This window comes from Asanoa ishikariensis (assembly GCF_900107455.1).
Taxonomy (GTDB): Bacteria; Actinomycetota; Actinomycetes; order Mycobacteriales; family Micromonosporaceae; genus Asanoa; species Asanoa ishikariensis.
The window spans coordinates 257,500-284,019 of sequence record NZ_FNQB01000006.1; the positions used below are offsets into that span (position 1 = coordinate 257,500).

The window sequence follows — 26,520 nt, forward strand, 5'->3', positions numbered from 1 at the left end:
TGCTCATTCGACGGTCCACCACACGGTCACCCGGCGTCCCGTCGCGACCTCCTTGCCTATCTCGTCGGCGACCGTCGCCCACGAAGCGGCATCGACCAGGCGCTGCCGCGGCGTGGGGGCTGGCAGCACGGGATGAGGGTTCTGGCCGCCTGGAGGGTTCTTCACCGCCGGCCGAGGACCGGGTGGCGGTGGACCCGTCGGAGACGCCGGCGTCCCTGTTGTCCCGCCGGAACCGGCGAGCAGAGCCGTCGCCTCCTCGATCGCGGCGCGCAATGCGGTGGCAAGGTCGGCACCGTGGTGCTCATGCGCGGCGACGTCGCGCAGCCGTCGGATCGTGCCGGCGGCCCGCTCGTCGGTGGTGGTCAGCATGGCGACCGCGTCGAGCAGCTTCAAACCGTTGCTGCCGAGTTCGCGGGCCAGCGCCGCTGCCTGGCTCGCGACCTGGCCGGCCGCGGCGTCGTCGACCGCAAGCTCGGCGGCCGCGACCGTCTCGACGACCACCACGTCGTCGTCTTCGGTGCCGAGTTCGGTGAGAAGGCGCTCCACCTGCCGCGCGGTAGCCAACCGCCCGTTCGGCGCGTGGACGTCGATGCCCAGCAGGTCGGCGTGCGTGACGAGTTCACGGACGAGGTCGACGGCACCGAGCCGCCGAGCAGCCGCCGCACTCCGCAGCCCCTTGGCGAACTCACCGAGGTTGGCGGGAGTGCGCCAACGCGGCAACGCGAGCCCGAAGAGATCCTGGCCACGCTTCACGGCCGCGCCCCAGGCTGCCTCGGTGGGCATCGGGGGGTGCCGCAGCTCGTAGTGGTCACGTACCTCGGTCAGCGCCGCCACGTCGATCTTGCCACCGTGCTCATACCAGGCGAGCTGCTGCTCGAGCCCGAAGATGGCGATGATCAGGTTCTGCAGATCGGAATCGAAACCAAACGGCTTGGGCACGTCGATGTACGAGCGCAGAAGGTGGATCGGGAAGCGCTCGGTGTAGCCGTCCTCGGCCGCACGCTGCAGGAAGTGACCGCTCCACCGGGAGGTGTTCATGGTGAGGACATATCGGTGGTCGACCAGTTCCCCCAGGCGCAGGTGATTGCAGACTCGCTTGACGCTGCGCTGGTCGGCCTGCGCCACCGTGACGCCGCGAGTGGGGTCGGCCGCGGCGCGGCGCGCGTATTCCAGGATCTTGGCCAGCTCCGCCCGGGCCACCGGCTTCTCGTCCTCGGGCATCGCCGGCGCCCCGGGATAGGACCATGCCAACAGCTCACCGGTCAGGTTGTGAAACGCCTCTCCCAAGGTGCCACCGCGCGGATCACCGACTCGGAGCCCGTTGGCGATCGTCTGCAGAACGCCGACCGAGTCGTCCTGAACGTCGGCTGGCTGCGCAGCAGCGACGCCATAGGCCTGACGCAACGCGCTTCGCAAGGTCTCGCGCAGGCTGGCCTGCCGGTGCCCGAGATAGACGCGGCCTTCGTGGCGGTCGGCGGCGGACCAGTCGGCAGCGAGTTGATCGAGCTTGTCGCCACCGAGCAATGTGTTGATCTTCGCCAGTTGGGTGACCCGGCCCATCATCTCGTCGCTGAAATAGAACGGCAGCCAGAACACGGTGCGGCTGTCTTCGCCCAACGACTCGATGCGCGAACGGTCGGCGCTGCGTTGGAAGCCCTGCGGGTCGAACGGGTAGTCGATCACGACGCGCCACGCGTCGCCGGTGGCGAGCAGGGCGGCGACCGGCATCGTGTCGGTGTCGCGCACGTTGCCGAACTTCACCTGCACGAGATGCCGTCGCCCCCGCCACTCGCGCTGGTGGAGGATCTCACCGAGCTGACCCTCGGCGCCGGCCAGACCCATGTCGAGAGCGACCATCTCGCGCAGGATCTGCTGCCGCACCCCCGTGGTCGCCGCCTCGCGATCGGGCACGAGGTCGAGCAGCTTGTCGAAGTCGACCGCGTGCAGCTTGGCGCTGACCACGGGGTCAGGCGCCTCGGTCAGCACGATCTCGCCGGAGTCGTCGCGGATACGCCGCAGCCGGTTGAGCACGATCTGGTTCTCGTAGCCGGGGATCGGCGAAGTGATGGTGCCGAAGTTGAGCGCATGCAACTTGGCCGCGGTCAGGTTGTGCAGCGCCGGAACCTCCGGCACGAGCGCGCCGAGCAGCACCGTCTTGATGAGCTTGTCGTCGAGCTGGAACTGAGCGTTGCCAGCCGCCTCGGCCTCGGTGATGCCGGCCTGACCGAGCAGGATCGGCCGAAGCTTGCGGCTGTAAAGGGCACGTGCGGCCTGGAACAGCTGCCGCAGCTTCGGCCGGTCGGGCAGGTCGCCGTGCAACACCAGCGGATCGAACAGTGCGGACACCCCGATCAGGTCATTGACCTGGAGCGTGTCGCGGCGCTCGACGAGCAGCTCGGTCATCACCCGCAGGGCCGTGCGTTCGCGCTGGAGCGTCTGCGAAAGTGCGACCAGCGTCGCCACCAGCGCGGGCGAGAAGGGGTATAGGCGCCGGAAGGCGCTCGCGTCGGAACCGATGCCGGCGTCGCCGTACTGGGCACCGAGCAGCAGCGTGTCCCACACCTCGCGGTTGCCCTTGACCGCCGCGAACGCGTTGTCGATGGTCGCGCGACCCGCGTCGTTACGTGGTTTGAGCAGGCGCTTCTCGGTGATCTCGGGCAGGTTGGTGTCGGCGAGCACGATCTCACCGAGTCGGCCCTGCACGCTGCGCATCACATGCGCCAACGCCTCCTTCTCGGTGCCGCCGACATGCGGGCCGAGGAAGTCCTCGAGGTTTCGCTGGCGGGCGACGAACGAGACGATCGGCAGCGGACGGGTCGCGTCGGCCGACTCGACCAGCTTGTTGAGCTTGGCGCCCTCGGTGTTGACGAAGGTGTGGTCGCTGATCTGGGTGGAGAGCCAGAGGATCAGCTCATCGAGGAACAAGACGATGCCGTCGTAACCGAGCACCTCATTGGCATGCCGGGTGAGCACGGCAAGCCCGGTGTCGAGGTCGAGGAACTCGCCGCTGCGCACCGCGCCGCTGAAGAACGTCGCGGTCAAGGCGCTCACCAGGTTGTCGCGCTGCGGCGTGCCGGGCGGCGCGGCCGCCGCCAACGCATAGGTGTCGGCCGTCCAGCCGGCGGCCCGCGCCACGTGGGCGGCCAGGCCAGTGCCGGCGCCCGCGGAGCCACCGGCCTCGCCCAGCGCGGCAAAGAACGGATCGTCACCCATCCGGTCGCGGATGCCGGCCGCGTCGGACAACAGAGCGTCGGATCGATGCAGCGCCGCCGGCGGCATGGCGGGGTGCAGCGCCGCGACCTGGTCGAGATAGCCCTGGAAGATCGCCTGCTCCACGGACCGTGCACCGAGCATGTGGAAGGTGAGCGTCAGCAGTGTGCGCTCGCGCAGCCACGGGTCGGCGGCGATCACCGCCTCGGACAGGTTGCGCACCTCGCGGGCCGCCGGGTTGTGCCGCAGGATCTCGCGAAGCACGGCCATGAAGTGCGACTTTCCGGAGCCGAACGACCCGTGCAGAAAGACCGCCTGCGAGGTGCCGGTGCTGACGGCGTGCCCGATCCGGCGCAGGGCATCGGAGAAGTTGTCGCGCAACTCGTCGGTGACGACGTAGCGCCCGAGATCGGCCCCGCCCGCGGCCCGGACCACGAAATCGCCCTCGCTCACCGAGGTCGGAATCTCGATCAAATCCCGCAGCAGCGTCATCACCGCTCCCTTCCGCCCGCGATCGGCGGCAGCAGCCACCGGCCATCGATCCTATGGCCTGGGTACGGCGCGGCCATCACCACGTCAGGTGACCATGAGGTGGCCGTACGTTCCGGGCGGCGGTCAGGCGCGCGACCTCGGCAGGCAGCACGTCTTGTATTTGGCTCCCGACCCGCACCAGCGCTCCTGGTTACGGGCCGGCGGCCACGCTCGGGTGCGGCCACGCTCGGGTGCGGCCACGCCGGTCGAGATCGGCCGCGTAGATCTCGAGGACGTCATCGCTCAGCGGATCCTCGACAGCGCGCGATTTGATCAATGCGGCCAGTTCTCCGACAGCGCCTGACACCAAGCGAATTGTGCCGACCCCAGCCCTTGACCGTCCGTCGAGGGTCCGTTCGATGTCGGCACGGTGCTCGTCCCAGTCGGCTCCGGCAGCGGAACCGAGCGGGGTCGCCCTGCGCGCCCAGCACTTCGAACTCGTCGCGCGGGAAGAACAGAACGGGTCCGCTGACGAGCTGCAGCAACTGATCCTGCTCGTGTACGTCGACCGTCCCCTCGAGACTCTCGGCCATCTCGTCGAGAGAGTCATGCGGCAAACCCAGCTCGTGCCGGACGCTGTGCCGCTCAGTGACAAGGGCGTAAAGCAACTGCGTGGCGTGACTGCCGCCGTCTTCAAAGGACGTGATCCGAGCGAGGGCATCGCGCGCCTCGTGTGTGACCGCGGTAAGCCAACTCGTTGGCGATCTTGCCGCGGCCACCGGCCATCAGCGCTTCGGTGATCTCGTGCGCGGCGCCCGGATCAGCGGTCAACAGGGGTCGAAGCGGGTTGAGCTCGGCCATTGCCTCGTCGGGCCGGTCAAGGAAGAACAGGAGTCGCGCCCTGAACATGCGAGGAAACCCGGACGAGGAACCCGCTGCTTGGTGCAGGGCGATCACCCGGTCGGCCAACGCCAGACTTCCGACCAGGTCCTCGGCCCGCGGGAGCCGCCCAACACGACCTGCGCCTCCAACGAATCATCGATCCGGCCGGCGTCGACTGCGGCGACCAACTCGGCCGCACCGGCGGCGCGATCGCCGCTGTCGAATGCGTGTTGCGCGATCCGGTCCAGATCGTCGGAGGTCAGGGCGACACCGGTGGTCATGCTTCGGGGACTCCTCGCAGTAAGGTCAGCGCGGAACGGTCAGCCCCCAGACGGGCCAACTCGCCGTTGATGAAGTCGGTGAAGAACTCCGCCGGCGATCCTGGATAACCCGGACGGTCCTCGGCGTACCACTGGTGCAGCCAGGGCTCCAACTCGGCGATGCCGGCCAAAGCCGGAAGAAGCTTGTCGGCTGTCCACGCGGCCTGCGTGCGCCGGTCCATGTAGACGGTGGCCAAAGCTTGAGCCTGGGTCAGATGATCCCAACCAGCCCAGCCGAGCAACTCCGTGCTGTCGGCGTCGCGACCGAGCCGCGGGTAGGAGATGAACCGCTCCTTGGGTACGTCCAACTTGCCCCGCGCCCGCCAGTAAGAAGGACGCGCGAAGTCAGCCGACGAGTACTTCGGCGGCACCTCGATCTCGACCTTCTCGCCAGCGTCTTCCCGACGCTGCAACGCCCAGGTCCGCTCCCAGAGCGCCCGCTTACGCAAACCGGCTGGCTTATAGCGGTGTGCTGGAAGGAATGGCACGTGCTCTTCGGCGAGGATCCCGGCGAGTGCCTTCGTCACGTCATAGCTATCGTGCCCGACGAGTTGGTCGAGTACCTCCCGTACGTCGAGGTCGGCACCGAGCCGCTCAGCGAGCTGCGCGACCGACAGCGGAGTTGGTGTGCCGTCCCAGAGATCCGGTGACTCCAAGCGGTCAAGCAACCAGTTGTGCAATGCGGCGGACCGAATTTTCGCCCAGCCATCGCCGGTCCAGCGCCGCTTACACTCCGGCCGCTCTAACAGGGCGATGTGCCGGTTCTCCACGATGGTCGCGACCCGCTTTTCGACAAGTACGCGGTATTCGGCGGGCCAGTTGTCCTTGGGCTTCGTGATCCGTGTCGACCCGTGGCGGGTAAACCATTCGGGCTGTTCGCCGGCGGCGGCCAGCACAATCTCAAACGATCGCTCACCCAGGCCCAACGGCGGCGGATTCGTACATGTCAGATCCTCGTCGATTAACCCATAGAGTCTGTATACCTCCCAGTCTAACTCCTCCTGTAGTGCGATCATCCGCGCCTGAATCGCTCGGTGCTCTTGTTCTGCTTCAGTCATCAGCTGACGAACGGGAGTTCGCTTTTCACCTTCCCCGCCCGGAGTGATCGAAAGAAGCCGGCGCGCAAGATTATCAATCTCTCGCGCTCGATCCGTCGGATAGGTCGGAGGAAGCGGAAAACCTTCCAGTTTTGTTGCGTTGAATTGATAAAAGCGCTCCCATTCCTGGCTCTTAAATCCTTCATTTACACCCTGGCTGCCCTTGTTGTGGCTGACTTGCTTAAGCCAGAAGCAGGCAGTTGAGCTATTGAGGACGCCGAGCAGCCGAAGGTGGTCCTCCTCTGTCGCGTCAGCGGGCAACTTGATGCACGGAGCTGTTTGTTTGAAGATCTTTCCATCTCTGTCCAAAGCGAAATGGTTATGTGTTGACACCTCACCCCAACTAATTGCCATGAGGGTCCTCAACCGAGCGAGCGCTACCTGATGCCATTCCCAATAACTACGGCCCTCTTCTTTATACGACGTCTTCGCAAATGTTCGTCGCGCGAAGAGGGTCGTTCGCAGCGGCCACATTCTTCGAGCGGCTCCGGGTAGTGAATCTATATCAATGAGGCCCGCACCATCATACAGAAATAGCGCATACTCACCTTCTCCAATACTGAAATCTCTTACCTCTTCGCCGGAAACGACGCGTCGATACGAAGCTTCTTCGACGCCGAACCTCCTCATTGCTCGACGGCTCGCGATCATGGCCGAATCGGCATTTGTCTGGCCGGTGTAGCCTACACTTTCTATCAGCGAGCCGAGTCTCGCACGGCCGCCTTCCAACGAGTCGACGAGAGCACCGGATCCGCCCCCCGAAAGACTCCACGGATGTTTTGAAAATCGCGAACGAGGCAGTTGTGCAACACTAATCCATGCCGATTCATATCCAGGCGTGTCGACGTTCTCGGCAATCTCGTTCCAAACAATTCCAGCCGACGCGGGGATTGGGACCTCTGGCTCGCCTCGAACAGCGAGAACCGCGCGCACGCCGGCGCTATAGCGATTACTCGGCCTCCGGTTGCGGCCTATCAGAATGACAGTCGGCGTTCCGTGCCCCGGAATGTACGCGCCCGATGTATCGATGATTTCAGTCAGCTCAACGTCGTTTGCGAAAAAATCTTCGATGAGCTTGGTACCGAATTCACGCCGCATGAACGCGTTACTTGTGATCTGGCCGACGTGGCCCGCCTCGCGACCCGCTTCGTCACCTCGAGCGGCCAGCTCAAAGAAGCGCTGCGCAAAGGGAACCGTTAACGCATACTGGCGATGGCATGCGGTGTAAATCGCGCGATAAAGGTGATTACGAGCCGGATCACTAACCACGATGTAAGGCGGGTTACCAATAACGACAGTATAAGACCCCGGCCTCAGGTACTCCTTGAGAAGGACGTCATCTTCGCTCTCGTATGCGAAGACGCTGTTACCCTCCATCAAGGCGATGAGGTCGCTCTGCGCGCGAGATCGATAAGCGCCCCAATCAAGAAGAGAGTCCCCAGTTGCAACGCGAATATTCCACCCAGGGAGCCGTTCTAATGTAGATGTTCCTCGCAACTTCATCCCCGCGACAAGCATGCGGAAACGAGCGATTGCCACCGCGAAGCGGTTGATATCGACGCCTGTTATTTGCGCGTGTACCCGCTCGATAATAATATTGATGTCCGTTGCCGGCTCACTTTCACACCACTTGGCGACAAGGCGGTGGAAAGCGCCCAGTAGGAAGTGGCCGGAACCGCATGTCGGGTCAATCACCTTGGTCCTGGCAAGGCCGTGTTCGGCTACGGAGGGCTCCAAGGTTCGGTCGAGGATGAACTCCTCGACGAAATCAGGAGTCTGGAGCAACGCGTAGGTCTTGCGCGCGTGGGCGGAGATGCGCTCGTAAACGTCACCCAACCACCGGGTGTCGAGGTCGTCGCGTCGGAGCGAGACGAAGCCGGCGCCGCGGTGAAAGAAGTCGCGCAGTTCTTCGGCTGCTGGGCCGGAGATGTCGAAGCGCCACAGTTGGTTGTGGTGGTCGAAGATCTGTGCGGTGGCGCGCAACCCGGCCAGATAGCGGAACGCCTCGCGCAGCCACTCCCGGTCGTTCTCGCGCGGGTTGGCGATCAGGTACTCCTGCCGGTGTTGCAGCGCCCGCTCGACGCTCGCGTGTGGCTCGGGCCCGCCGATCCAGAGTCCCTCGACCAGCGCGTTGTCCTCGCAGAACCGCACGAACAGGCACCCCAGCACCCAAGCGACCGCGGCCTGGTCGAGGACGTCGTCGAGCCACACCTCGAAGGCGACGCCGACCCGCTCGTCGGCGCGAGCGTTCTCGTATTCCTGGCGGAGCTCGGCCCGCAAGGCGGCGCGGTCGGCGACCACCACGCGCAGGTCGTCGACCAGGCGGCGGACCTGGCCTTGGAGCGCCTTCTCGTCAATCACGGCCAAATCCTACGGTCGGAGTGCGTCAATCCGTATCGTCGTCGGAGTCGCCTTCGAGGGACCTGCCCAGCGGCACCCCGAGCCCGTCGGCAAACGCTCGCAGCCGGCTCTCCAAGTAGGCGTGCCGGTCGTCGACGAGCACGCCAGGCAGTCCTTCCCGGAAGCGCCGCCAAGATCGCGCGGTGATGGCGTGGCTTCTCAACACCTCTTCGTGGCTGAGCCAGGCAAGCTGGTCCAGCTCCTCAAGTGCTCGCCATATCGACACACCCGGCGGCGTCGGCATCAACAGCCGGTTGGCGGGCCGGCGGTCGCCGTTCACGATCGGTCGGTAACCGTGAGCGTCGGCCAGCGCCGACTTGAGATCGAACGGTTCGCCCAAGGCATTGAGTCGGTGCGGCAGTTCGGTGCACTCCCAGATCACGTACGCCCGGGTGCGGGCGCTGTTCATGTTGAACGTCTCCGGCATCGGCTGCACCTCCTCCACGTCGACTGCAATCGGCCAAGCGCCATCGGCGAATGCCGCCATCTCGCTGATCGCGTTGCGCAGCCGGGTCGAGGTGATGCCGCCGAAGGCGCCGGTCCAGGACGTGACCCAGAACCAACGGCGAAGGTGGAACTCCTGCTCCGCAGTCGGCTGCGGGCGATGGTGGAAGAAGATGGCCAACAGCAGGAGCTGATGCGCGTACGGCAGCAGCCGTGCGACCGGGACCCCGATGACACCCTGCAGGAACTCCACTGCCCGGCCGATCGCGATCGCGGTCTGTGGTATCGCGTCGTGCAGCCGGTTCTGCATGCGCTGCGCGACGACTTCCCAGCGCGGTGACATCACGTCGGACTCGCCCGAGATGGCGAGCACCGACCGGAACACCGCCTGCCGCTGCACCTCACCGAAACCGGACGCGGCGGCTGCGTCGATGATGTCGTCGATCTGCGCGGCGAGCGGCGCCCGGGTTGGCCGGTGGGTGAGCGCGGAGATCATCTGGTCGGCGTCCATCCGCGTGCCGGTGCGGTTGAGCCGGGTGTAGACCTCCACCGCCTGCGCCAGGCTCGCACCCTGGAGCCTGATCACGGTCATCTTGTAGCTCTTGATCCGCTGTGCCACACCTTCGGCCTCGCGAAGGAGATCCTCGACCCGGGAGACATCTTTGACCTGCTGCTCCAGGATGCGTGAAAACCTCAGGAAGTCCATGGTGCGGGTAACCGCGCGGAGCGGCAGGTAGTGCTCAGGCACGGCCTTCTCCGACTTGTGGTGCCGGTATCGGTCGTCGCCACGTGGTGCACGCAGGTCGCGATGGATCCGCCACTTCCAGTCGCCTGGCTCTTGCAGCGCGTCGGCGCGACGCAGCACGCCGAAGAGCGTGGAGAGCCGTTGGTGACCGTCAAGCACAAGGGACACCGTCGTGCCGGGCTCTCGCGGGGGCAGGGTGATCCCACCGATCTCCGGGAGGGTTTCGACGTCGTCGTCGGTCTGCCAGAGCAGCAAGCTACCGATCGGGTAGCCACGCTCGATGCTGTCGAACAGGGCAAGCATCTGGTCGGGCAGCCACACGAACGGCCGCTGGAACACGGGCACCCGCACCCGCCCGCGGACCATGTCGTCGAGGATCTCGTCCATCAGCTGGACGGTCGGGTCCGGCCGGATTTCCGGCTGCTCACGCATGCGCGCCAGTCTCCTACAAGATCCGGTGGATCATTGCCAACAACTCCCGCAGCTCGACGACCACCTCGGCCCCGAGACCGTGAAAGTCATCTTCGCTCAACACAATGTGCGGCGGGATGGCGTCACTCTTGATGCCGCCACCGATGTGCGCCTTGACATCCAGGTAGAGCCGCTCCTCGAGCGACATGACCCGCATGGCGTCGACCCGGTCGACGGCGTGCGGGTGGCACTCCTCCCAGAGCCGGAAGGGCACGTAGTTTTCCATCTCCCGACCGGTCCACATGTGGACCTCGGTCACGCCGTCGATCTCTTTGATCCACCTCACATAGGTATGGTTCCGGGTGCGGTGACTTCGCTTGGTCTGGTCGCTGTCCAGCAGCGCGGCCACCCGAACCACAATGGTGAATTGCTCCCGCCGCGCCGCGACGAACCTGTGCATCCGATCCTTGCCGCCGGCGTGCGCCAACACGAGCCAAGTGTTGTCGAGGGCCGTGATGATCCGGTCATCCGCGAAGGCTCCAGCCAGCGCACGGATGAACCATCCCTCATTGATCTCGTCTTCGACGATCAGCACGGCGGACCGAGCGAGGTCGTCGACGACGGCACGGAGGTCATCGACACATACCCGCCGCTGCGCGGGCACCAGCGGTGAGCGGTCCACCGAGGCCAGCATGGCCTTCTCGACGAAGTCCTTGTAGTGCGGAACATGCTCCTCGGCGAACTGGTAGGCGCGGAAAGCGGCCTTCGTCTGTGGCCGCCATTCGTGCCGTCCCTTGATCACCATTGTCAGTAACTCCAGCACCGCCTGCCGGTCGCCGGAGACGAAGATCTCCTCGTCGGTGTCAAGCTGCATGCTCAGCCCGCCCGATCTGTGCCGCCACCAGCCCGCGCACCTCGTGATAGTCCTGGGAGAAATATCCCTCCGGCCACGCTTCATCGAGATTGCCCAGCTCGTCGATGGTCACCCGGCGCGCCGTCGAAACCCCGTTGATCTGCTCGACGACGTAGACCGCGACCGTCTCGGGTGGACACTTCCCCTCGGCGATCCGGCGGCGCAGCCGCAGCAGCAGCGTCTCGCTGTGTGTTTCGATCAGGAACTGCGTGCCGGTTTGCTCGGCCGTCCGCAGGTAGAGGTCCGCGAGGTCCGCGTGAGCGGACGGGTGAAGGTGCATCTCGGGTTCTTCGATGATCTGCAGCGGGGGCGCGCCGCTCGAGCCGCTCAATCGATCCAACCCGCACTGCACGATGATCGGGAGCACCTGGGCCAACCCCGTGCCGGCATCAGCGAGATTGACCAACACCTTGCTGCCTTGCCGGGTCAGCACCGTCGACCACAGTGGGCCGGCCTCGACCTCCTGAAGCCGCCACTCCGGGAAGATGGACGCGAGGTCCGCATTGACGATGTCAAGCAGCGCGCCGCGACCGCGTGCCTGGTCGTCGGCGAGCACGCCGAAGGTGCCCTCACCGCGCTCGCCGACTCCGCGCGGGGCGCCGAGTGGGAGCCGGTGCTGGCGCGCCGGCTTGTCCCGGAACGGGCCGAGGTAGCGCACGGGGCCGAAGCGAAGCCCGTGATCGTAGAGAACGTCCGCCCACGATTCCTGGTCGGGTACGCCGTCGAGTTGGGGCACTAGGCCGCGGAGTGCAAGGCCGGCAACCGTGCCGTCGACCCCCGGCTGATGCACCCTGTAGACAGTCGTGTCGTCGGCCACGTCAGGGTCCCAGGACGCGGCGAGGCGCGTGGCAGGCGTCACGATCTCCAAGTCAGACACGAAGGCCGAGCGCGATTCGTCCACGTACTGGACTGTGGCTCGCAGGGAGAAGGGCGACGTGCCATCGACCTCGATGCCGATCTCGATGCTTCCGTGCACCGTCTGGTCGAAGATCAGGTCACGGAAGCTGTCGACAGCGTCCGGGCCGAGACGCTCGAGGTCGAACGGCGCAGTCGAGTCCGTGTCGAAACCGGTTGAGATCACCACCGGGAGCCGCGTGAGCACGCTCTTGCCCGAGTTGTTCTTCCCGAGCACCACCGTGACGGGCGCGAACTCGATCTCTTGTGGATCGCGGAAGCAGCGGTAGTTGGCGAAGGTCAGCTTCCGTAACGGCATTGGCCAAGTCCATCACAGTGGTGACGCTCCGGTCAGCCCCTAAAACCGTCTGTGGACAAAGCTCAGCCGGACACTGCGGCCTTCCGGCTCAACCAGGCCTCCGCCAGCCAGACCGCCTGACTCGACGGCGAGGTCAGCGGCAACTGCACGTCATCGAGCATGGCCGGCTCAGGCCGCCTCGCCGGCACGAGCAGGAGCCGTGCCGCCGGGCGCTGCCGGGTCGGATCCGCCAGCTCCTGGATGATCCGCAGCTCGCCGTAGCGGGCCAGCGGCGCCGCCTCCGTCAGCAGCACCGGCCCCGGTGCCGCTGCCATCGCCGCGTCGACCGCCGGCCCGACATGCTGGTGGACCAGATCGACCAGGGTCCGGAAGTCGACGTCGGTCGGCACACCGGTGTCGGCGGCCAGCATCGCCTCCCAGGGGAATCCGAGCACCCGCAGCCGTTCGAGCATGATGTCCGTGACGTCGACCTCGGTGACGCCGAGCCGGGCCAGCAGTTCGGCCCGGGCCACCCGCAACCGCCGGAACGGTGCCAGCACGACGATGAACCCCCGCCGTGCGATCACGCCGGCCAGCTTGGCCTGGATCTCGTCGGCCGCATCCCGGCCGAGAAGCGGTGCGTGGCTGCTGGGCAACATGGTGCCCGTCGGCGCGGCGGGCAGGTCGCGGGACACATAGGCCCGATGTGGTTCGTGCCAGATCAGTGGCACGTCGGCTGCGTCGATCAACTTGGTCAAGGCCGGCCGCAGAGGCAGCTCCTCGGCGAGCGGGAAGCGCGCGCGTACCCGGTCGCGAACCTGGTCGACCGTGAGCGTCTGACCGACCAGGCTGCCGCTGGTCAGGCGCAACGCGCGCACCGCGGCCATGCCGATGGGGTAGAGCTGGCCCAGGGCGTTGACGTCCACCTTGCCGCCACTCCCGGCCGCCGCGAGTTGCAGGAGGCGCCGCTCCTCCAACGCGGGCACACCCGCAGGCGGTGTCACGCGGCGCAGCTCTTCGACCGCTCGCTGCCGCAGCGGCAGCGGATCCGCGCCGGCGAGATCACGCGCTCGTGTGCCGAGCCGCACCACGTATCCGAGGAGGTCAGCGGCGGTCGTCGCGGCAGCCGGATCTGTGGGTTCACGACCGACCAGGACCGTGTCGCAGCCACGCAGCCTCTGGATGGCGACCCGGGCGTCGCCCCCGGTCGACAGTTCCGCCTCGACCGCGGCGCGAACGACCCCAAGTGCCTGTGCGAGCCGTTTGGGATCAGCGGTGTACGAGCCCCGGGTGCTGATCAGCGCCTCAGCGATCTCGTCCGCCGCCATCACCCGACCCCGGGCGTCGAGCAGCGCCACGATCTCGTCTCGCACCGCGTCCAGTGCGGCGTTGGCAAGCCACATCCGGACCTGTCCACGCAGGACCACGGAAATCTGCGGTTGCGTGCTGCCGGTCGCCTCCGCGGCCTCTTTCTGCGTCGGCCACCGTCGGAACGACCCGTCGGGGCCCGGCCGCTGGCCGAGCAGGATGGCGACCGTGTCGAGATGCTTCGACCTGCGCGACGGCAGCAGGGTGGCCGAGACCGCTTCGATGCCGCGCGCGACTGTTTCGGGATCGCGCGGTGGGCCGCTGTCGTCCCTGACCGCCGCGAGTCGACGTTTGACAGCGCGGGCGTAGGCGAGGATCTCCTTACGCGTGGCGTCGGGCACGCCTTGCGCTCTGGTCAGGCGGGACGGCGGCGTGTCGAGTAGGTCGCCGATCGTATGGACGCCGAGACGCTCCAGGGCCGAGCGCGCCCGGGCGGTCAGGTCGGCCTCGAGGGCGTCGTCGCGCCCCGGAACCCCCACCTGGTCGGGCACCGACTCCGGGCTCGTCGCCTTCGGCACCTGCTGGAAGATTGCCCGCCACGCGTCGGTCATGTCGTCGACCGTGTCGAACCGGGCCACCGAGTCGCGTGCCAGCGCCTTGCGGAAGAAGCCGGCCAGCCGCTCGCCGACCTCGGCGTCGAAGGCGGCGGGGTTGATATTGACCTCGTCGCTCACCGCCGCCGGGTTGGCGTCATCGCCCCACTTCGGCAACGTCCCGGTGGCCATCTCGTAGAGGACCACGGCAGCAGCGAAGCGTTCGGCAGCGGCATCGAACCGCAGTCGACGAGGAGGGCCGAGGAACGGGTCGACGTATCCGGCCGTGCCGGCCTGGAGCTGGTCGACTGGGGTCGCCGCAAGCGAGAAGTCGAAGACGCACAGATGCGGTTGCTTGTCCTTGCGTCGCGGGCGGATCGCCAGGTTCGCCGGCTTGATGTCGCGGTGCCACACCCCCTGAGCGTCGAGGTAGTTGACGATGTCGAGCAGATCGCGCCCGTAACGTTCGAGGGAATCGAGCGGCAGGCGTCCGCCGCGCAACTCTTCGGCCAGGGTGCGGCTGCCGGCGCTGTCCAGCAACAGCGCTGTGCGCTGACCGACGACGACCGGTCCCTCCACCAGAGAGGCGACAAGGGGGTGCTTCAGCCCGCCAAGGGTGCGCGCTTCCGCGGCGAACCGTTCCGCGAACTGCTCGTCCCGGGCGACCTTCAGCACGAGCGGCTCAGTGCCCTCGTCACGGGTCACCGAAAGCGCCACCGCCGTCGACCCTGTGCCCAGCCGTTCGACAACGACGAGACCGCCGTCGAGACGGTCGCCGCGATGGGCCGTCAGCGGGTCGACCACTCCCTCCGGCTCGACCTCGGCGGCGGTCAGCTCGTCCCAGACCCGGCCGACGCGTTCCCGAAACTCCGGCAACCCGCCCTTGAGTCGATGCAGCGGGTCGCCCCGGGTCGCGTCGTAGACCAGCTCCACCAGGTTGTACGGCATGCCGTCAGCGACCGCGTCGAGGTGCAGCCCACTGTCGCGTACCGCGGTGGCCAGTTCCTCCGGCGTACCCGCCGGATCGGCTCCGCTGAAGATGCGGTACGTGAGCGCGCCCAGCGCGAAAAGGTCGAGATCCTGGCCGAACGGCCGCGTCGCGGTGGTCGCTTCGGGAGCCTGGTAGCGGCGAATCTCGTCATCGAAGAACAGTTCAAGGCTCGCGGGGTCGGTCGAGGGCCCGCCGGTTGTCAACCTCGTGGCGCCGGGCAACAGTCCACCGGTCTGCCAGTCGGTGATCACGAGCGACGGTTTCGGCCCGTCCGGGTCACGGACGTAGACGGCATGCGGCGATAACGCGCGGTGTGCCAGGTGCCGAGAATGCGCGTACGCCATGATCTCGACGAGCTCCTGCACGACCAGCAGCCGCTGCGCGACAGTCAACCGGTCGCCACGCGCGGCCAGCCACTGGTCGAGCCGCACCCAGCCCGGCTCGTGATGGAAGACGACGGCCGGCCCCCAACCGTGGTCCACCAGGTCGTGGGCCTGTGCGATGCCGGTGTGCTGGATGCTCTGCAGCAACCGGAACTCGCGCTCGGCCGCCTTGCGGATGGCTGGGACGTCCTCTTCATCCGCGCGGCTGGTCAGATAGAACCTGACGCGACGGACGATGTCGCTGTTCATGGTGTGGCCGGCGAGGAAGTCCTGCCAGCCCAGCCCTTCGGCGAACGGGCGCGGGTGCAGCAGGAGCTGACCCACTTTCCGGTCGGCGACCGACGGTCGCAGACGGGTGCCGCGCACCAGCTCGACGATCTCGCGACCCCGCGACTCGTCAACGCGCTGTGCGGCGGATCGGGGCTGCGCCAGCAACAGCTCCTTCAGACTGGGCAGCCCGGATTCGGTGTCATCTCGGCCATATACGTGCTGCGCACCGACCGGATCGAGGGAGGCGCGCATGTCGCGGGCATGAAGAAAGACGGCGGCGCCGACGAACGGGGCCTCCGCCCGGCGCCCGTCGCGTCGGGCATAGCCGCGGATCAGGCTGGCGAGTCGCTTGGCCTTGCGGTTGGTCAGCACATACGGGTTGTCTTCCGGGGTCAGTCGGCCACCCGGGACCCGCCGTACCCATTGAAAGCCGTCCCCGCGGATCTCGCCCTGCCAGTGCTTGAGCTCGACGATCCACAACCCGTTCGGGGTAAGGACCAGCGCGTCCACCTCGTTGATCGAGCCGTCGGTGGCGACGAACTCGACGTTGGCCCAGACGTGGAACGGGTCTGTGTCGGGCAGATAACTCGCCAGGTCGCGTAGACCGTCCCGCTCCCACGTGAAGGAGCTGGGGTTGATCTGCTCCCACCTCGGCGAGTCCTCACGCATCTGCCGACCCTCCGACCGTTCGCCGTTCCATCATGGGCACCCTACCGACGCGGCCTAAGCGGGCCTAGGCGATCGGCACCCGGCGCCAGAAGCCGATCGGCCACGTCACCTCGGGGCGGCTGGACAGGCCGTTCTCGTCCATCGCGTTGTAGACGGCCAACCGGGCGCCCTCGAAGCGGAGCTCGATCGCGTCGAGGAGCCGGGGGCGCCACTGGGACGGCAGGATCCGTTCGATCACGTTGACCTCGCGCAGCAGGCGGCCGGTGACCGCGGCCAGTGCGGGGTGGGCGGCGGCGCGCCAGTCGAGGCGCAGGCCGGGCCAGTCGAGCGGTGCTGACATGTCGACCTGGTCCCAGGTGATGCCGCACTCGTCGAACTTGCGGTGGGTGATCTCGACGTTGGTGTCGCCGAAGCCGAGGATCACCGGGCCTTCGCCGAACCGGGACTGTCGGTCACTGTCCCACAGCACCCAGGCACCGGCCAGCGGACGGCCGATCAGCCTGGTGAACCGGGCCCGGTGGACGGCGGCGAGGGTGCGGGCGGTGTGATGCCACTGCGGCTCGTACCCCTCGATGGCCAATGCCACAGACATCGGTCGATCGTACAGAAATCGGTCACTTGACCGCAAAACGAAGCCCGGCCCCAACGAGGGACCGGGCTCCGAAAGAGTTACTTCGAGAGGGTCGTGCCGGTCGAGCGGAGGTCCTCGCAGGCCTGAGAGATCCGCTGGGCCATGCCCGCCTCGGCCGACTTGCCCCAGGCGCGCGGGTCGTACAGCTTCTTGTTGCCGACCTCGCCGTCGATCTTGAGCACGCCGTCGTAGTTCTTGAACATGTGCTCGACCACCGGGCGCGTGAACGCGTACTGCGTGTCGGTGTCGATGTTCATCTTGACCACGCCGTAGTCGAGCGCCTCGCGGATCTCGGAGAGCAGCGAGCCGGAACCGCCGTGGAAGACCAGCGCGAGCGGCTTGTCCTTGCCGGCGCGGGCACCGACCGCGTCCTGGATCTCCTTGAGGATCTCCGGGCGGAGCTTGACGTTGCCCGGCTTGTAGACGCCGTGCACGTTGCCGAAGGTTAGCGCCGCCATGTAGCGGCCCTTCTCGCCGAGGCCGAGCTTGTCGACCATGGCCAGGCCGTCTTCGACGGTGGTGTAGAGCTTGTGGTTGATCGCGTTCTCGACGCCGTCTTCCTCGCCGCCGACGACGCCGACCTCGATCTCCAGGACGACGTGCGCGGCCGCCGCCTCCGCGAGGAGCTCGGCGGCGATGTCGAGATTCTCGTCGAGCGGCACGGCGGAGCCGTCCCACATGTGCGACTGGAACAGCGGGGCCTCGCCCCGGCCGACCCGCTCCTTGGAGATGGCCAGCAGCGGCCGGACGTACCCGTCGAGCTTGTCCTTGGGGCAGTGGTCGGTGTGCAGCGCGATGTTCACCGGGAAGTTCTTGGCGACCTCGTGCGCGTAGGTGGCGAGCGCGACCGCGCCGGTCACCATGTTCTTGACGGTCGGACCGGAGAGGTATTCGGCACCGCCCGTCGAGACCTGGATGATGCCGTCGCTCTCCGCCTCGGCGAACCCGCGCAGGGCCGCGTTGAGCGACTGCGACGAGGTCACGTTGATGGCGGGGTAGGCGAACGCGCCAGCCTTGGCGCGATCGAGCATTTCGGCGTACACCTCGGGCGAAGCGATGGGCATGTCTGCCGCTCCTTGTCTAATCCGGTCACGGATGCCGGACCGCGCTGTCCTCCATTGGGATTATCCCGCAACAGCAGAACGCCCTGACAGGCAGGTCAGGCGTACGACCAGCGGTGTGATCCACAGGACGGGCGTACGGTGAAAGGGAAGGGAGGCGGCCCTGATGACCCAGGACACGAACCCGCCAGGCGAGCGCGACCCGGAGGCCCCCGAGGCGGATGCCAGGGAGCAGGCCACCCCGGCGCGGCCCGACGACCCGCGCGACGACCGGGTCCGGACCGGACCCGAGGTCCCCGAGGCCGACGCCGTCGAGCAGGCCCAGGCGGTCGGCACCGACGACGACTACCGCCGCTAGCGCACGGCCTGCGGGTTCGCTTGAACCCAGCCGGTCAGGCGGTCTTGCTTGATCGCGTCGAAGACCGGCGTGCTGAGCGCGGGGTCGAGCCGCTCGTACTCGACGCGGTCGATCGTCACGCCCCGGAAGTTCGAGCCGATGTCGATCGAGCTGACCGTGTCGATCCCGGTGGCGACCCGCAGCAACTGCGGTGTGGTGATGCCCACGCCGGCCACGGAGATGCCCTCCGCCGCGGCGTGCACCACCCGGGCCAGCCGCACCGGGTCACGAACCTCACTGCTGATCAGCCCGCGTACGAACGCCCGGCCGTTGGCGTCGCGGTCGTAGACGCCGTGCGGCAACCTACGTTGGCGGAGCAGATCGAGCATGCTGCGACCGTCGAGCCGTTGGCAGCCGGCCGGGTAGACCCGGTCGCCGCGTCGCGACGTCACCGGCCGCTCGACGCAGATCTCGACGCCGCCCAGGGCGTCGGTCACCGCGCGCAGCCCCGAATAGCGCACGGTCACCGTCGCGTCGACGGGCAGCCCGGTGGTCGACGTGATCGTGTCGGCGGTCAGCGCGGCTCCCGCCGCGAGATCCGGCTCCTGGCCGCGGCGCTGGCTGCCGAAGTAGAAGGCCTCGCCGAGCCGCGCGCGACCCTTGTCCGGGATCTCCACCAGCAGGTCACGCGGCAGCGAGACCAGGTAGGCGGTGCGGCCACCGGCCGGGACGTGCACCAGCAGCACGGTGTCGGCCCGATAGCTGCGGCCGCCGTCGTCGTCGACACCGAGCACGGCCACCGTGAGCGGCCGGTCCACCGCGGCCACGCTGCCGGGCAGGAACGGCTCACCGAGGATCGGCGGTTCGACGGTGTCCCGCAGCACGAACGGCGCGGACAGGGCGGCGGTGACCGCCAGCGCGGCGCCGGCCAGCCGCCGGCCGAACCGGTGCCGACGGCGGCGCACGACGGCACGATCGATGGCCTCGCGCAGCGGCGCCGACGGCGGCGCGAGTTTCTCGTGCCGCTCGAACGAATCGCGCAGTTGCTCTTCGATCATGGACAGGTCTCCACCATTTCGGCCCGCAGCGTCGCGAGGGCCCGCGATATCGACGATCGCACCGTGCCGACAGCGCAGCCGAGCACCTCGGCGATTTCGGCGTCGGGCAGGTCTTCGTAGTAACGCAGCACCAGGGCCGCGCGTTGCGCCTTCGGCAAGCGGGCGAGCCAGGACCAGATCTGGTCGCGGTCCGCGCTGAGCTGAGCATGGTCGACGGGTACGACCCTCGCCGACTCGTCGGGTTCGGCCCGCAGCAGCACCCGGCGCAGCCAGGAGCCGCGCCGCCAGTCCAGGTACTGGTTGGTGATCATGCGACGGACATAGCGGTCGGGCACGTCCGCCCGCACGACCTTCTTCCAGTTGAGCTGGACCCGCACCATCGTCTCCTGCACCAGATCCTGTGCGAGGTGCGGATCGCCACAAAGCATCACGGCGTACCGGAGCATGGCGCCGAGTTTGGCGTCGGCGAACTCCTCGTACGTCTGCGGCGTCACGGGTACCTCCGGGGTGGCTCTGCCAGAACGACGCGCGCGGACACCGAAAGCGCTGCGAAGATCACCGATATTCAGCCGTTCGGCCAGACTACCGACAGTCCTATCGCGATCGTGATCTCCCTTCACTAGAGTCCGCGTCGATCCCCGGGGAGGGTGCCGGATGCCGTGGACGGGCCTGCGCCAACTCGCCGCCATCGGCGGCGTCGTCTGCGCCGCCCTGCTGGCCGCCCCACCACCCGCGTTCGCGGCGCCCGAGTCCGTCGCGATCGGCATGCGCGACGTGACCGTCGCCGACGGGCACCCGGGAGTCCTCGCCGGCGTCACCCTCATCTCCGCCGACCCGGCGGTGCTCGACGACGTCGTGGTCAGCTACGACTTCAGCGCACTGGCCGGCCTGGTCGAGGTGGTCGCCCCGGCCGGCGCTTCCTGCTCGCTCACGGACCCGACGATCCTGGCCTGCACCCGTGACCAGCTCCGGCTCGGCAGTGCGCCGCTCGCCGGCCAGTTCGACGTGGTGGTCCGCGCCGTCGACGGTGCCGGGCTCGGCGACGGCCCGCTCCAACTCGGGGTGCGCGCCGCCGGGCTGCCGTTCGTCTCCGCCACCTCGTGGGTGAAGGTCGGCACGGGCGTCGACCTCGTGGCCGGTCCGTCGACCGAGCTGACCCGCCGGCCGGGCGAGCCGTTCACGCTGCCGCTGACGGTCGAGGTCGCCGGCCCGACCGCGGTCGAGCGCCCGAGCGTCTACTTCACCGAGACCCATGCGTTCCGCGCCACCCGCAAGTTCAACAACTGCCTGTACGTCCTGGACCGGCTCCGCAACTGCTGGTTCGAGGGCACGTTCACGCCGGGCGCCAGCTACAGCGCCGTCTGGCCGTTCCTGCTCGGCGCCGACACGGCCGCTCCCGGCACGAAGCGGACGGAGGCGACCTGGCTGACCGCCGCCGAGGCGGCCGACTACGAGTCGTTCCTGGCCGGGCACGGCTACTCCGGCGGCGAGCCGGGCACCGACGGCGAGCTCGTCCTGACCGGCGAGCTCGGGCTCCGGCCGGCGGACCAGGCCGACATCGAGCCCAGCAACAACCGCAGCACCCTGTCGGTCACGGTGACCGGCCGCAACGACGCCGATCTGGCGGCGGTCGGCGCGGCGGTCCGCGGCGCGGCCGGTGAGCTGCGGTCGGTCACGGTCGGGGTGCGCAACGACGGCCCGGCCACCGCCGAGCGCTCCGGCGGCGACGTCGCCGTGGTCGAGGTGACGATCCCGCCGGGCACGACCGCGACCGCGGTGCCGCCCGACTGCGCCCCGCTGACCGACCCGGAGGCGCCGGGACTGGCTGGTGCGACGGCGTACCGCTGCCGCCCGGGCTCGCTCGTCCAGCCCGCCTTCACCGTCGGGTTCGTCTTCGAGCTCCGCGTCGACCGCGCCAACCCGGCCGACGGGGCGGTCCGGCTCATCGGTGCCGACGACCCCGACGCGACCAACGACCGGGCCGCGATCACGGTCAACCGCGCCGTTCCCCCGGCCGACGGCCCGTTGCCGATCACGGGCGCGCCGGCCGGCACGCTCGCGGCGCTCGGTGCGTTGCTGGTGGTCGTCGGCATGATCACCATCGTCCTGGCCCGACCCCGCACCGGCTGAACCGAGCCGGTTCTGCCGCCCTACCCACCTGGGCTTGCGCAGCCCGGTAGCCTTTGTGCCCGTGGAGACGACCCGCGCCCTAGCCGACAACCTCGCCTTCAACCCGTTGGACCCGAAGGATCTCGTACACACCTTCGGCCTGTACGGGGTCTGGGCGATCCTGTTCGCCGAGACGGGCCTGCTGGTCGGCTTCTTCTTCCCGGGCGACTCGCTGCTGTTCCTCGCCGGCGTGGCAGCCACCCCGGTGGCCGACGCGATCTTCGGTGACGGCACCAAGCTCTCCCTGGCGGGCCTCCTGATCGGGGCGCCGCTCTGCGCGATCGCCGGTGCGCAGTTGGGCCACTACCTGGGCGCCCGCTACGGCACGCGGATGTTCGAGAAGCCCGACTCGAAGCTGTTCAAGCGCGAGTACGTGGAGAAGGCCGAGCACTACTTCCAGAAGTTCGGCCCGGCCAAGGCGGTGGTCCTGGCCCGGTTCATCCCGATCGTCCGCACGTTCCTCAACCCGGTGGCCGGCGTGCTCGGCATGCCCGCCAAGCAGTTCTTCGTGTGGAACGTGGTCGGCGCGATCCTCTGGACCGACGGCATCATCCTGATCGGCTACCTGTTGGCGGGCAAGATCTACGACGCCATCGGCACCCACATCGACCGCTACATCCTGCCGTTCGTCGCGCTGATCGTGCTCATCTCGATTCTTCCGATCATCATCGAGGTCGTCCGCGACCGGCGCGCCAGCAAGCGGGCCAAGGAGATGGCGGTCATCGGCGTCTCACCGGTCGCCGGCATCGCCGACGCCATCACGGGCGACGACGACGACCACCGCTCGCACCGCGGCTCGCACCGGGCCAACTGAGGGCTCAGGCGCCCGCCGGCGGCGGCTGGTCGGTCAGGTCCGTGAGGCGGCCCAGGGCCAGGGCACGGTAGGTGAGCTGCGCCGCTTCTTCGAAGTTGTGGGCGCGCTTGTGCGCGAGCTCGATGCTGTCGGCCAGGACCGAACAGCCGTGGCGGCTCAGTACGAAGCAGTTGGTGCCGTCACGCGCGGCCAGCGCGGCAGCCTCGGCCAGCTCGCTGGTGCCGGGCGGATGGAACGGCACGACACCGACCCGACGCACGTAGAAGGCGTGGTCGGTGGTCAGCAGACGGATGCGTTCGCCCAGGGCGTCCAACAGCAGGGCCGTCTGCGGATGCAGATGAATGATCGCGGTCACATCGGGGCGCACGCGATAGATGGCGAGGTGCAGCGCGGCCTCGGAGCTCGGCGGCACGCCGGTGCGGCGCATCGCGGGCACGGCGGCGGTCAGCCCGTCGCCGGGCCGTTCGATCGCGCCAGGCAGCTCAGTGTCAGCGTCGCCGGACGGTGCGATCGTGCCGTCGCTGATCCGCACGCGGACGAACGACGGGCGGGACAGCCGGTCGAGCCAGGTGCCGGCACCGGTCACCCAACAGGTGTCGGCGCCCGGGAGCCGGGCTGACAGGTTGCCGCCGGAGCCGACCACGAGGCCGGCACGAACTACCGCGGCGCCGACCTCCGCGAGTTCGTCGCGTAGGTCGGGCTCATCTTCGGACCCGGCGTCGAGTCTGGGAGGCGACGCCGGGCCAGTTGATGTCACCGCTTCAGCGCGCGGCCTTCTTGGTGGCGCGCTTACGCGGCGGGGTGAGCAGGTCGGCGATCGTCGCGATAGCCGACGGCACGAGCCGGTAGTAGGCCCACACGCCGCGCTTCTCCCGCTCGAGCAGTCCAGCCTCGGTCAGGATCCGCAGGTGGTGGCTCACGGTCGGCTGGGAGAGCCCGAGCGGAGCGGTCAGGTCGCAGACGCAGGCCTCACCTTCCGGTGCCGACTGGATGAGGCTAAGCAGCCGCAGTCGGGCCGGGTCGGCAAGAGCCTTGAGCACCCCAGCGAGGCGCTCGGCATCTGCACGTTCGATTGGCTCGCCGGCGAGCGGCGAGATCTGAGGCATGGTCATTTCAGCCAACGCAGTTCCCACGTATTCCATCCTTCCACTTACAGCATCGACCCGCCTGCATATGAGCAGGTCCGAATCGGCAAACTTTTACGCCACTAGGCCGAGGTCAGCCATCGAGTAGGCCGCCTTGTAAGGGAGTCCCGCCGCCGCAATGGCGTCGCTCGCTCCCCGATCGACGATAACCGCTACGCCTACCACCTCAGCCCCGGCTTCCCGGAGCGCCTCGACGGCGGTCAACGGGCTTCCCCCGGTCGTGGAGGCGTCTTCCACGACCAGCACCCGTCGTCCGACAACATCAGGACCCTCGATCCGGCGCTGGAGACCGTGCGCCTTGGCCGTCTTGCGGACCACGAACGCGTCGAGCGGTCGCCCGGTCGACGCCGCCGCATGGAGCATGGCGGTCGCCACCGGGTCGGCGCCGAGGGTGAGTCCACCCACCGCGTCGAAGTCCCAGTCGGAAGTCAGGTCGAGCATCACACGTCCGACCAACGGTGCGGACGCATAGTGAAGGGCCACGCGACGAAGGTCGACATACCAGTCGGCTTCACGTCCCGAGGAAAGCACCACCTTGCCGTGCACAACGGCTAGCTCAGTGATGAATTTACGCAGGTCGTCGTGGTCCCCCATGGGGGAGAAGCGTACTGGTCGATTCTGTGAACCTGCTGGGCGCCCCACCAGCGATCAGGAAATTTCGCCCGATAGCGAACGGTGGCGCGGGACCGGCCAACCGAGGCGACCGTCACAGGTTGTCGCGGCCGATCCGGCCGCGGGTGTCCCGGGCGACCCGGGCGAAGACACTGCGCGGCGCGTGGCGCATGCCGAACACGGCCACTTTGTACTTCCAGTCGGGCACGCTGACCAGCCGCCCGCGCTCAAGGTCGCGGAGCGCGTCGGCGACCACATCGTCCGCCTTCAGCCACAACCAGGACGGGGTTTTCGACATGTCGATGCCCGCGCGATCATGGAATTCGGTGCGCGTGTATCCGGGGCACAGCGCCATGACGCGAACGCCTAGCCCAGCGACCGCGTGACCGATCGACTCACTGAAATGGGTGACCCACGCCTTGCTAGCCGGATAGGTCGAGCCGGGCATCACCGGCGCGAACGACGAGGCTGACGAGACGTTGATCACAGACCCATTGCCACGGCTGGTCATAGCCGGCAGAGCCGCATGGGTGAGCCGCATTACGGCGTCGATGTTGAGGCGCAGCAACGATGTCTCGTCGGCGGCAGTCGACTTGAGAAAGGACCGGTTGAGGGTCGAGCCGGCGTTGTTAACCAATAAATCGACATGGCCCGCCAATCGCTGCGCGACCGCGGTCACACCCGACTCGGTCGAGAGGTCCGCCGGCAACACCTCGGCGGTGCCGCCGGTCTGCTCGGCGATGGCGGCGAGCCGGCCGGCATCGCGGGCGACGAGCACGAGGTCGTAGCCGTCGGCGGCGAGGCGGCGGGCGAACGCCGCACCGATGCCCGCGGTGGCGCCGGTGACGAGTGCGGTCGGCACTGGGGGTCCCTCACATGGCGGCGGGGGTGGTCGTCGGCGGAGCCGGGCGTTGCCAGTCCGTCGGGTCGACCGGGGGCGGGGGTGGGATCGGCGGCGCGCCGGTGGGGCCTGGGGGTAGCGACGGCGCGCGCCGGAAGTACTCGTTGGCCGGTGGGGAGATCAGCAGCAACGTGACCACAAAGTAGCCCACCACCTGAAGGAGCGAAAGGACCGCGCTCGTCCAGGGCCACCAGCCCGGGTGGGCGTCGTTGAGCGCCCACAGCAAGGTGTCGTCGGCGAACGAGTTGACCCGCTGCAGGAAGCCGAACACGGCCGTGAGGATGCCGCCGAGCAGGCCGAGGCCGGACACGACCAGAGTCGCGACCCGGACGGCGCGGACGCCGCGCAGCAGGCCGACCACGAGCCCGGCCAGCACCACCGCCGAGACCACACCGACGAAGGCCGCCGCGATCGGCACGCCGCGCAGGAGCTGCGTGCCGCCGTTGATGTCGTCGACGGAGACTCCGACACCGGCGGCGCTGTCCTGGAACCGCTCGACGATGCCGGGCATGAGCACGAGACCGATGCCGCCGTAGACCAGGCCGCCGACTGCCATCAGCACCAGGACACCGGCCGAGATGCGCACCGGGCCCGGCGGCCGGCGGGGATCGGTGACCGGCTGTTGCGGGAGCACTTGCGCTGGGTACGACACGGGGCCCTCCGGTAGATCCGTTGTAGACGAACCTACTCGGAAGGCCCCGAGTGTGCTGGCTGTGGCGTCAGCGCGGCGGAGCCGGCGTTTCCGGCGGCTCGCTGCCCGCCACCGGCGGGGCCGGCGGCAATGGCGGCTCGCCGGCCTGCTGCGGGAACTGCGGGGTGGGGTAGCTCGAGCCCGGCATCACCGGGTAACCGGGTGTCGGCGGCTCCCAGGTCGCGGCCCGCGGCTTGAACCACTCGTTGGACGCGGGCAGCGCCAGCAGGATCAGCGCGACCAGCACCAACAGGATCGGAATGATGCCGAGCACCGCGTTGACCGGGTTGTACCAGCCGGGCATGGCGGCGTCGATCTTCGCCTGCACGGCCGCCTGGTCCGGGACGTTGGCGCCGCCGGTGTCCGCGCCCATCGAGCCGCCGACGGAGTTGAGCACCTGGCCGGCGCCGCAGCAGAGAAGGAACAGGCCACCGACGACCCAGGTGACGATGCGGGCCGCTTTCTTGCCCCGCAGGTTGAGGAAGCCGAGAACGACCAGGCCGATCGCGACGAGCAGGGCGAAGATCGAGCCTCCGACCGCCACGACGATGGCAACGGTGTCACCGGACTCGGCGAGCTCCGTGCCCGCGTACGCGTCGGTCAACGCCTGGCGCAGGCTGCTGAGCGTCGCGAGCGTCACGAGGAGACTGACGACCTCGATGGCGGCTACGGCGTAAAGGAGATAGCTGGAAATCCGGACAGTGCCCGGCGGCCGGGCACGGTCCGAACCGGGGGCGAGCTCCGACACGGCACTCCTTCCTCGAAACATCACAATGAGTGAAGATCAAGGTACTAGTAGCGC

Annotated in this window: 23 protein-coding genes; 3 read left to right on the forward strand and 20 right to left on the reverse strand. The window is 68.1% G+C overall.

The window, feature by feature from the left end; translation table 11 throughout:
* Positions 1-3: 3 nt before the first annotated feature.
* The 12 genes from BLV39_RS40650 to fbaA all read right to left on the reverse strand — a co-directional run bounded on the left by BLV39_RS40650 (position 4) and on the right by fbaA (position 17,994).
* The gene (locus BLV39_RS40650; RefSeq protein ID WP_090804547.1) at positions 4-3,702 is read right to left on the reverse strand and encodes a BREX-2 system ATPase PglY family protein; all 3,699 of its coding nucleotides are present in this window, start codon (positions 3,700-3,702) and stop codon (positions 4-6) included.
* A gap of 123 nt (positions 3,703-3,825) precedes the next feature.
* Complete coding sequence (locus tag BLV39_RS45310; RefSeq protein WP_373315313.1) at positions 3,826-3,942, reverse strand: SEC-C metal-binding domain-containing protein; 117 nt, start codon at positions 3,940-3,942, stop codon at positions 3,826-3,828.
* Positions 3,893-4,048, reverse strand: a complete 156-nt coding sequence (locus tag BLV39_RS44675; RefSeq protein WP_239083669.1) for a hypothetical protein — start codon at positions 4,046-4,048, stop codon at positions 3,893-3,895. Before BLV39_RS44675 ends, BLV39_RS45310 begins: the two co-directional genes overlap by 50 nt.
* Positions 4,049-4,374: 326 nt before the next feature.
* Positions 4,375-4,650 carry a hypothetical protein gene (locus BLV39_RS40660; protein WP_143050122.1) on the reverse strand — a complete coding sequence of 92 codons (276 nt, stop codon included), beginning with the start codon at positions 4,648-4,650 and terminating at the stop codon, positions 4,375-4,377.
* On the reverse strand, positions 4,635-4,844 hold the full coding sequence (locus tag BLV39_RS40665) for a hypothetical protein (protein WP_090804555.1): 210 nt from the start codon (positions 4,842-4,844) through the stop codon (positions 4,635-4,637). Before BLV39_RS40665 ends, BLV39_RS40660 begins: the two co-directional genes overlap by 16 nt.
* Complete coding sequence (gene pglX, locus BLV39_RS40670; protein WP_090804714.1) at positions 4,841-8,341, reverse strand: BREX-2 system adenine-specific DNA-methyltransferase PglX; 3,501 nt, start codon at positions 8,339-8,341, stop codon at positions 4,841-4,843. Before pglX ends, BLV39_RS40665 begins: the two co-directional genes overlap by 4 nt.
* A 25-nt stretch (positions 8,342-8,366) precedes the next feature.
* Entirely contained in the window at positions 8,367-10,001 is a 1,635-nt protein-coding gene (locus BLV39_RS40675; RefSeq protein ID WP_090804557.1) for a DUF262 domain-containing protein, read from the reverse strand.
* Between the two features lie 13 nt (positions 10,002-10,014).
* On the reverse strand, positions 10,015-10,854 hold the full coding sequence (locus BLV39_RS40680; RefSeq protein ID WP_090804559.1) for a hypothetical protein: 840 nt from the start codon (positions 10,852-10,854) through the stop codon (positions 10,015-10,017).
* Positions 10,844-12,106, reverse strand: a complete 1,263-nt coding sequence (locus BLV39_RS40685) for an AAA family ATPase (RefSeq protein WP_090804560.1) — start codon at positions 12,104-12,106, stop codon at positions 10,844-10,846. Before BLV39_RS40685 ends, BLV39_RS40680 begins: the two co-directional genes overlap by 11 nt.
* 62 nt (positions 12,107-12,168) lie before the next feature.
* Positions 12,169-16,299 carry a BREX system serine/threonine kinase PglW gene (gene pglW, locus BLV39_RS40690; protein WP_090804562.1) on the reverse strand — a complete coding sequence of 1,377 codons (4,131 nt, stop codon included), beginning with the start codon at positions 16,297-16,299 and terminating at the stop codon, positions 12,169-12,171.
* 64 nt (positions 16,300-16,363) lie between these two features.
* Positions 16,364-16,891 carry a hypothetical protein gene (locus tag BLV39_RS40695; protein WP_090804564.1) on the reverse strand — a complete coding sequence of 176 codons (528 nt, stop codon included), beginning with the start codon at positions 16,889-16,891 and terminating at the stop codon, positions 16,364-16,366.
* A 77-nt stretch (positions 16,892-16,968) separates the two neighbouring features.
* Positions 16,969-17,994 (reverse strand): class II fructose-bisphosphate aldolase, encoded by a 1,026-nt coding sequence (gene fbaA / locus BLV39_RS40700; protein WP_090804565.1) that lies wholly within the window; start codon positions 17,992-17,994, stop codon positions 16,969-16,971.
* Between the two features lie 163 nt (positions 17,995-18,157).
* Between fbaA and BLV39_RS40705 the strand changes: the two genes are divergently transcribed.
* Positions 18,158-18,349 (forward strand): hypothetical protein, encoded by a 192-nt coding sequence (locus tag BLV39_RS40705; RefSeq protein WP_090804566.1) that lies wholly within the window; start codon positions 18,158-18,160, stop codon positions 18,347-18,349.
* Here BLV39_RS40705 and BLV39_RS40710 read toward each other — a convergent pair.
* Together BLV39_RS40710 and BLV39_RS44680 are read right to left on the reverse strand one after the other, a co-directional pair.
* Positions 18,346-19,386: an LCP family protein gene (locus tag BLV39_RS40710; RefSeq protein ID WP_090804568.1), complete on the reverse strand. Its 1,041-nt coding sequence runs from the start codon at positions 19,384-19,386 to the stop codon at positions 18,346-18,348. The genes BLV39_RS40705 and BLV39_RS40710 overlap by 4 nt on opposite strands.
* A complete protein-coding gene (locus BLV39_RS44680) occupies positions 19,383-19,832 on the reverse strand; it encodes a SigE family RNA polymerase sigma factor (protein WP_239083674.1) in 450 nt (149 codons plus the stop codon). The genes BLV39_RS40710 and BLV39_RS44680 overlap by 4 nt, the downstream gene beginning before the upstream one ends.
* Positions 19,833-20,040: 208 nt before the next feature.
* On the opposite strand from BLV39_RS44680, the gene BLV39_RS40720 reads away from it, so the two are divergent.
* Positions 20,041-21,516 (forward strand): hypothetical protein, encoded by a 1,476-nt coding sequence (locus tag BLV39_RS40720; protein WP_143050123.1) that lies wholly within the window; start codon positions 20,041-20,043, stop codon positions 21,514-21,516.
* Between the two features lie 61 nt (positions 21,517-21,577).
* Positions 21,578-22,369, forward strand: a complete 792-nt coding sequence (locus BLV39_RS40725) for a DedA family protein (RefSeq protein WP_176985343.1) — start codon at positions 21,578-21,580, stop codon at positions 22,367-22,369.
* A 4-nt stretch (positions 22,370-22,373) separates the two neighbouring features.
* Here the strand turns inward: BLV39_RS40725 and BLV39_RS40730 are convergent, their stop codons facing one another.
* The 6 genes from BLV39_RS40730 to BLV39_RS40755 form a co-directional block, all read right to left on the reverse strand.
* Positions 22,374-23,126 (reverse strand): class II aldolase/adducin family protein, encoded by a 753-nt coding sequence (locus BLV39_RS40730; RefSeq protein WP_090804574.1) that lies wholly within the window; start codon positions 23,124-23,126, stop codon positions 22,374-22,376.
* 4 nt (positions 23,127-23,130) lie between these two features.
* Positions 23,131-23,511, reverse strand: coding sequence for an ArsR/SmtB family transcription factor (locus BLV39_RS40735; protein ID WP_089254755.1), 381 nt, complete (start codon positions 23,509-23,511; stop codon positions 23,131-23,133).
* A gap of 57 nt (positions 23,512-23,568) precedes the next feature.
* Positions 23,569-24,108, reverse strand: a complete 540-nt coding sequence (gene pyrE / locus BLV39_RS40740) for an orotate phosphoribosyltransferase (protein WP_090804576.1) — start codon at positions 24,106-24,108, stop codon at positions 23,569-23,571.
* A gap of 112 nt (positions 24,109-24,220) precedes the next feature.
* A complete protein-coding gene (locus BLV39_RS40745) occupies positions 24,221-24,988 on the reverse strand; it encodes an SDR family NAD(P)-dependent oxidoreductase (protein WP_090804578.1) in 768 nt (255 codons plus the stop codon).
* 10 nt (positions 24,989-24,998) lie between these two features.
* A complete protein-coding gene (locus BLV39_RS40750) occupies positions 24,999-25,661 on the reverse strand; it encodes a hypothetical protein (RefSeq protein ID WP_090804580.1) in 663 nt (220 codons plus the stop codon).
* Between the two features lie 85 nt (positions 25,662-25,746).
* Entirely contained in the window at positions 25,747-26,466 is a 720-nt protein-coding gene (locus BLV39_RS40755; RefSeq protein ID WP_090804582.1) for a hypothetical protein, read from the reverse strand.
* Positions 26,467-26,520: the final 54 nt, after the last annotated feature.